9 protein-coding genes (1 of these 9 only partly in view) are annotated in these 7,278 nt (G+C 38.8%); all 9 read right to left on the bottom strand.

Features of this window, described 5'->3' with window-relative positions:
- Positions 1 to 1,244 carry the 5' portion of a lysine--tRNA ligase gene (gene lysS, locus QRE67_RS00430; protein WP_286123078.1) on the bottom strand. 256 nt of this gene lie to the left of the window's left edge, so only the first 1,244 of its 1,500 coding nucleotides appear in the window; its start codon is at positions 1,242 to 1,244; the stop codon falls past the left edge of the window.
- Positions 1,245 to 1,408: 164 nt separating this feature from the next.
- A complete protein-coding gene (gene dusB / locus QRE67_RS00425; RefSeq protein ID WP_286123077.1) occupies positions 1,409 to 2,407 on the bottom strand; it encodes a tRNA dihydrouridine synthase DusB in 999 nt (332 codons plus the stop codon).
- 23 nt (positions 2,408 to 2,430) lie between these two features.
- Positions 2,431 to 2,634 (bottom strand): helix-turn-helix domain-containing protein, encoded by a 204-nt coding sequence (locus QRE67_RS00420; protein WP_286123076.1) that lies wholly within the window; start codon positions 2,632 to 2,634, stop codon positions 2,431 to 2,433.
- Positions 2,586 to 3,101 carry a 2-amino-4-hydroxy-6-hydroxymethyldihydropteridine diphosphokinase gene (folK, locus tag QRE67_RS00415; RefSeq protein ID WP_286123075.1) on the bottom strand — a complete coding sequence of 172 codons (516 nt, stop codon included), beginning with the start codon at positions 3,099 to 3,101 and terminating at the stop codon, positions 2,586 to 2,588. The genes QRE67_RS00420 and folK overlap by 49 nt, the downstream gene beginning before the upstream one ends.
- Positions 3,098 to 3,460 (bottom strand): dihydroneopterin aldolase, encoded by a 363-nt coding sequence (folB, locus tag QRE67_RS00410; protein WP_286123074.1) that lies wholly within the window; start codon positions 3,458 to 3,460, stop codon positions 3,098 to 3,100. Before folB ends, folK begins: the two co-directional genes overlap by 4 nt.
- Entirely contained in the window at positions 3,461 to 4,294 is an 834-nt protein-coding gene (gene folP / locus QRE67_RS00405; protein WP_483298656.1) for a dihydropteroate synthase, read from the bottom strand.
- Between the two features lies 1 nt (position 4,295).
- A complete protein-coding gene (gene pabC / locus QRE67_RS00400; RefSeq protein WP_286123072.1) occupies positions 4,296 to 5,168 on the bottom strand; it encodes an aminodeoxychorismate lyase in 873 nt (290 codons plus the stop codon).
- A complete protein-coding gene (gene pabA, locus QRE67_RS00395) occupies positions 5,162 to 5,749 on the bottom strand; it encodes an aminodeoxychorismate/anthranilate synthase component II (RefSeq protein ID WP_286123071.1) in 588 nt (195 codons plus the stop codon). Before pabA ends, pabC begins: the two co-directional genes overlap by 7 nt.
- Before the next feature lie 5 nt (positions 5,750 to 5,754).
- The gene (gene trpE / locus QRE67_RS00390; protein ID WP_286123070.1) at positions 5,755 to 7,152 is read right to left on the bottom strand and encodes an anthranilate synthase component I; all 1,398 of its coding nucleotides are present in this window, start codon (positions 7,150 to 7,152) and stop codon (positions 5,755 to 5,757) included.
- Between the last annotated feature and the right edge of the window lie 126 nt (positions 7,153 to 7,278).

Genomic DNA, 7,278 nt, shown 5'->3' with positions numbered 1-7,278 from the left:
TCACGTGCAACAATGAATAATTCGAAACGATCCGTAAAGCGTGGATCTTCATCATTCTTTTTCGCAAGAGGAGAAATTTCCACTGGGTGACCATAGATAAATGTAGGTTGAATTAAGTTTTCTTCTACTTTCTGTTCGAAGAATTCATTAATAATATGACCAACTTCCATTGTATCTTTAATCTCCACACCATGCTCTTTCGCTAACGCGCGTGCTTCTTCTACACTCATTGGATTCCAGAAGTCAGCTCCAGAATATTGCTTAATTGCATCTACCATGTGAAGACGCGCCCATTCTGGTTCTAAATTAATTTCTTGTTCACCATATTGGATTGTCGTTGTACCTAATACCTTTTTCGCAATATGAGCAACCATATTTTCTGTTAGTTTCATAATATCTTTATAGTCAGCATACGCTTCATATAATTCAATCATTGTAAACTCTGGGTTATGGCGTGTCGATACACCTTCATTACGGAATACGCGGCCGATTTCATATACTTTCTCTAAACCACCCACAATAAGGCGTTTTAAATGTAACTCAATCGCAATACGCATATAAAGTTCCATATCTAACGCATTATGGTGCGTAATAAACGGACGAGCAGATGCCCCACCAGCAATTGCATGCATCATTGGTGTTTCTACTTCAAGATAGCCGTTATCATCTAAGTATCTTCTCATTTCACGAATGATTTTACTACGAGTAACGAATGTCTCGCGGCTTTCCATACTTGTAATTAAATCTAAGTAACGTTGACGGTAACGTTGTTCAACATCTTTTAATCCATGATATTTATCTGGAAGTGGACGAAGAGATTTTGTTAATAACGTAAAGCTTGTCGCTTTTACTGAAAGCTCTCCTACTTTCGTTTTGAACACTTTCCCTTCAATCCCTATTAAGTCACCTAAGTCAGCTGTAGTAAATAGTTCATACTGGTCATCTCCAACAGCATCTTTACGAACGTAAATTTGAACTTGTCCATGTAAGTCTTGAATATGCGCGAAGCCCGCCTTCCCTTTACCACGCTTCGTCATAATACGGCCAGCAATAGAAACAGGGATTTCTTTCTCTTCTAATTCTTCTTTAGAAAATTCTCCGTACAAGCTTACTAATTCTGTTGTTGAATTTGTACGTTCAAAACGTTTACCAAATGGATCGATCCCTTGTTCACGTAAGTTATGTAACTTCTCGCGACGAACGAGCAATTGGTCATTTAATTCTTCGTGGTTCATGTTATCCATGGTATTGATATCACTCCAGCTCTATTAATTTTTACAATATATACAGTATATCATTTTCTAGTCAACTAGAAAAACTGCCAGCAACACACTGGCAGTTCTTCTTTCTTTCACGTAATTATAGGTAGTGAGAGAAGGAATGTCAAACACACTCCTACTCCCGCTCCTTATCCAACATGAATTGTTTTTTGTTTCGCTTCCACTTCTTCTACAAATGAATTTAATAAAGAAGCAAGATCGGCACGCGTATTACAACCATTAATCTCATTACGCACTCTCGCGTTACCACGGACACCTTTTAAATACCAAGCTGCATGCTTTCTCATCTCTCTCACCGCAATATCCTCATTCTTCAAGTCAATAAGACGATCTAAGTGCAGCATACATACATCCATTTTCTCACGCACTGTTGGATCCGGCATTAATTCTCCTGTTTCTAAATATTTTACCGTACGATAAATCATCCACGGATTACCAAGAGCTGCTCGGCCAATCATAACGCCATCCACACCAACTTCATCAAGCATACGTTTCGCATCTTGAGGCGTTTCTACATCACCGTTTCCGATAACAGGAATATTTACAGACTGTTTTACTTGCTTGATAATGTCCCAATCTGCTTTTCCTTCATACATTTGAACACGTGTACGACCATGAACCGCCACCGCTTGACCGCCAGCACGTTCAACAGCTCTAGCATTTTCAATTGCGAAAATATGATCTTCATCCCAGCCGATACGCATCTTAACTGTAACCGGCTTTTCAACCGCGTCTACAACTGCTGCCACCATTTCATATACTTTATTCGGATCTAAAAGCCACTTTGCACCCGCATCACACTTTGTGATTTTCGGAACCGGACAACCCATATTAATATCAATAATATCCGCTGTTGTATTTTTATCTACATATTTTGCCGCTCCGACAAGTGTTTCTTTTTCACCACCAAAAATTTGTAAGCTTAATGGTTTCTCTCTTTCATCGATATATAACATATCTAATGTTTTTTGGTTATTAAATAAAATCGCCTTATCACTTACCATTTCAGCACATACTAAACCTGCACCAAATTCTTTTACTGTTAAACGGAATGCAGAGTTACACACGCCCGCCATCGGTGCTAGTACGACTGGATTTTTCATTTCAACATTTGCAATCTTTAACACTCGGCTGCCTCCCTTCTTTATCCTCACTTTGGCATTAATTCGTCTATTGAAACATTTAATGTTTTAGCAACTTCCACTACAAAATCTTGAGAAGGAGCTCGATTCCCTCTCTCAACTTCACCTAAAACAGATACAGATACCCCTAATTCTTTTGCGAAACCTTCTTGCGTATAACCTTTCAGCTTCCGAAAAGCACGAATGCGTCTTCCCCATTTTTCTGCTTCCATACCGTTACTCCCTCTCGCCTTTTCATTTCTTCTACTTGTGAACGTGAAATGTTTTGCTTTATTTCTTGATTAATTTCTAACAACGGAACGATAACAAAAGCTCTTTCGAACATCCGCGGATGCGGAACAATAAGATTCTCTGCTTCAATATTTTCTTGATTATAGAGTAAAATGTCAAGGTCAATGGTCCGGGGTCCCCATCTAATTTCCCTTTTTCTTCCTAGATCAACCTCAATCTTTTGCGTTACTTTCAATAATTCTTGCGGCAATAAATTGGTAGAAATTTTTATGACTATATTTAAAAAACAATCTTGCTCTGTATATCCAACCGGGTCCGTTTCATATACAGAGGATATATCTTCCACATGAATATAAGGATTTTTATTTAACAGTTCAATCGCTTGTAATAAATACTTATAACGGTCACCAATATTTGATCCTAACGCAACGTAAACAATATTACTCATGAGCGTTCTCTCATAATTTCTACCGCTACAGCACGGTAATGTCCTGGTATTGGCGGATCCGGTTTAACAACCTTTACTGTACAACGCAAAATGCTTTCATACTGCTGTAAAATCTGCGCCGCAATATTTTCTGCAATACTTTCTACAAGCTTGTATGTTTGACCCTCTACAATTTGTCTACAAACTTCAAAGAGCTCTCCATAATTTACCGAATGCTCTAGGTTATCACTTTCCCCCGCTTGCTTCAAATCCAATTCAACCGTTAAATCTACTTTAAAACGCTGCCCTAATTTATTCTCTTCTGGAAATACACCATGATAACCGTAAAACTCCATATCATGGATATAAATTTTATCCAATCACTTTTCCCCCTTGCCAATCATCGCATCCATCATCTTTGCCATACGTGCCATTTCTTTCACATCATGGACACGGACCATTTCGCAGCCCTTTTCAATACCAAGACATACCGATGCGCCTGTGCCCTCTACACGTTCTTCTACCGGTAAATCTAAAACATGACCGATAAATGATTTTCTCGAAGTTGCAAGAAGAACTGGATAGCCCAACACATTTAGTTTTTCTAAATTACGCATCGCTTCTAAATTTTGTTCGGGCGTCTTCGCAAAACCGATACCTGGGTCTAAGATAATATTTTCATCACGTACACCTGCACCTTTTGCAATTTTAACACTCTCATATAAATCCGCAATCATATCTGCCATGAGATTGCGATAATTTGTATTATCACGGTTATGCATTAAAATGATCGGCACATTATAATGCGCTGCTACTTCTGCAATTTTTGGTTCTGCTTTCGCTCCCCAAACATCATTAATAACATGAGCTCCAGCTTCAATTGCTTGCCTTGCAACTTCCGCTTTATACGTATCGATAGAAATCGGTAATTTCACTTCTCTTGAAACAGCTTGAATCATCGGAATTACACGTCCTAATTCCTGTTCCACTGATACTTTTGCAAAACCAGGACGAGTCGATTCCCCGCCAATATCAATTATATCAGCACCTGCACGCGCCATTTCTTTTGCATGTTGCACAGCTGATTCAACTTCATCATAATGTCCACCATCTGAGAAAGAATCCGGTGTAACGTTTAAAATACCCATAATCAATGTTTTTTCATTTAAGTTTAATGTATATTCGCCGCAGCGTAGATCATAATCCCACTTCATGTTACACATCTCCTCTTAGTAATTCATTTCGGCTCCAAAGACTTTCTCTATGCATTTCATATATCCGCATAAGACGCTTTGTCATTTCGCCATCCTTACCAGGGAAGTTCACCCCTTCCATACAACGAAGTGGCACGATTTCTTGAATAGAATTTGTGACAAACACCTCATCTGCCGAAAGTAACTCCTCTTTTGTAAAGAATCCCTCTTCTATTTGTATATTTAATGTTCCAACAGCCCTTATGATAAAAGCACGAGTGATTCCATTTAAAATCCCTGTTTCGAGTGACGGTGTATTCAATACTCTATCTTTCACAAAAAAAAGATTGGAAACAACACCCTCCGCTACATATCCTGCCTCAGTAAAGAAAATCCCTTCCTTACTCGTTGTATTTCCAATTTCACGTTTACCTAAAATATTATTTAAATAATGATGGGATTTTAAACGAAACGCTCCTTCTGGTGTATTGCGTGTTTGCTGTAAAATAACGCCTTCTTTCTCTACACTCACACCTGGAGACGGTAATGGTTTTATAAATACTATAACAGAAGGATGTTCATACGCTTCTGTTTGTAAACCTATTTCCCCTGCACCTGCAGACACATTAAAGCGAATATACGCATGATCCAACCCATTTCTGACAAGCAATTCTTGCAAGATATGAAGCACATCATCTCTCGTCATCTCCCATTGAATATGCAGTGTAGAAAGAGCGGCCATTAAACGCTCATAATGATCATCTAATAAAAAGGGATGTCCATTGTAAATGCGAAATGTTTCAAATACACCTAGTCCATATAAGTATCCATGATCATACGGAGAAATTTTCGCCTCACTCGCTTCTACAAATGAACCGTTCACATAAATTAACATGATGCTACACTCGGGCTATAACTGCGAATGAAGTTTTGTAGTAATTCCTTCCCATGAGAAGTCATAATAGACTCGGGATGGAATTGTACTCCTTCAATCGGCAATGATTTATGACGAAGCGCCATAATCTCTCCTTCTTCTGTCCAAGATGTTACTTCTAAACATTCTGGTAATGTTTCTTTTTTTACGATAAGAGAATGATATCTCGTAGCCGTAAAGGGATTCGGAATATTAGCAAAAATTTTTTTTCCATCATGGTGCATTAGTGACGTTTTGCCGTGCATTAAGCGTTCTGCACGAACAACATCTCCTCCGAATACTTGTGCGATCGATTGATGCCCTAGGCACACACCGAAAATCGGAATTTTTCCTGCAAAATGACGGATGACATCCATACTTACGCCAGCCTCATTCGGACTACACGGTCCCGGCGAGATCATTAAGAAATCCGGTTTCATCTGTTCAATATCCGAAATTGTAATTCCATCATTGCGTTTGACAACAAGCTCTTGTCCAAGCTCCCCAAGAAACTGCACTAAATTAAACGTAAAGGAATCATAATTATCAATCATCAATATCATTTCTCTCACCTAACCGTTTCTTCGCTGCTTTCTTTTGCACGCCACAGGGCGATTGCTTTCTTTAATGACTCTTCATATTCATTTTTTGGATTCGAATCAATCACAATTCCTGCTCCAGCTTGCACATATGCTTGTCCACCTTTAGCAAGAAGTGTACGGATGACAATATTCAGTTCCATATCTCCTGAATACCCAATCCATCCAATTGAACCCGTATAAATCCCTCGGCGGACAGGTTCTAATTCTTCTATAATTTCCATCGTACGAATTTTCGGTGCGCCGGTAATCGTCCCTCCTGGAAATACAGCTTTCACTAAATCAAAAGCATCCTTATCTTGTTCCACTTCACCGCGAACATTAGAGACAATATGCATAACATGTGAGTATTTTTCAATGACCATAAATTCATCAACTTCCACGGTCCCATACTTACAAACACGCCCTAAATCATTCCGTTCTAAATCGACAAGCATAACGTGTTCTGCACGTTCTTTTTCATTTTCAATTAAATCTTTTGCCAGACTTTCATCTTCTTGTTCATTTTTCCCACGAGAACGCGTACCAGCAATTGGACGAGTACTCACTTCATTCCCTTGCTTTTTAATTAACAATTCAGGTGAACCACTGACAATTTGGAAATCTCCAAGTTCCAAATACCCCATATATGGTGATGGGTTAATGTCACGAAGCTTCGTATAAATCTCAAGCGGATGCGTTTGCAGTGTTTTTTCTTGTCTTGTCGACAGATTCACTTGAAACACATCTCCAGCTCCAATATATTGTTGAATACGCTGAACAGCTCCCATAAAGCCCTCTTCTGTAAAAGAAACTGCTTCGTTCATCTTTTCAGGACACTCAAACGGCATCGTTACTTCCGGCGCTTCTTGTAACCAAAGATTCTTCCATTCATCTAAACGTCGCTCTGCTTCTTCTCGTTCATCTATATAATGCGTAATAATCCATAGCATTTGTTCTTTTTGATCATACACAAACACATCATCAAATAATAAAAAGAATATATCAGGTACATCCACATCATCTTCTGCAAGAGAAGGAATCTTCTCAATATACCGGATGCAATCATAGCTAAAGTAGCCGATCGCACCACCTTGAAACGGAGGATATTCCGGATTATGATCCGTTTTCCACTGCTCCATATACTGCTGCATCAAGTGTAAAGGGTTCCCCTTTTTTATTGTTCCCTTTCCACTTTCCCTTATATATAATGTTTCATTCTTTCCTTGAATCACCGCTACAGGATCAAGCCCAACAATACTGTAACGTCCCCCACGCCCACTTTCTAACAAAATATGCTGAGGTTTATGTTGTGAAAGAAATTTGTACTGCTTAAAAAAATCTAATCGATATGAAATAGAAATCGCTAAAGATTTTCGTTGCTGCATATCAACACCTCGTCTTCTTTATATCTTGCCCTATCAGACTGCATAACCTTACCAACTCAAATTTTCTAGAAATCAAAGAGGATCGGTGTGAAATAACTGCCCGCTAAAGCACCAAAAATGATTTAA

It is taken from the genome of Bacillus sp. DX3.1 (assembly GCF_030292155.1).
Lineage (GTDB): Bacteria > Bacillota > Bacilli > Bacillales > Bacillaceae_G > Bacillus_A.
The sequence above is the reverse complement of the archived record's forward strand: the minus strand, read 5'-3'. Positions and strand labels throughout refer to the sequence as shown.

Coding starts and splice junctions, on each gene's coding strand:
- QRE67_RS00420 (WP_286123076.1), bottom strand. CDS start 2,634: ATGGAAGCAGAAAAATGGGGAAGACGCATTCGTGCTTTTCGGAAGCTG.
- pabA (WP_286123071.1), bottom strand. CDS start 5,749: ATGATATTGATGATTGATAATTATGATTCCTTTACGTTTAATTTAGTG.
- folP (WP_483298656.1), bottom strand. CDS start 4,294: ATGAAGTGGGATTATGATCTACGCTGCGGCGAATATACATTAAACTTA.
- trpE (WP_286123070.1), bottom strand. CDS start 7,152: ATGCAGCAACGAAAATCTTTAGCGATTTCTATTTCATATCGATTAGAT.
- folK (WP_286123075.1), bottom strand. CDS start 3,101: ATGAGTAATATTGTTTACGTTGCGTTAGGATCAAATATTGGTGACCGT.
- pabC (WP_286123072.1), bottom strand. CDS start 5,168: ATGTTAATTTATGTGAACGGTTCATTTGTAGAAGCGAGTGAGGCGAAA.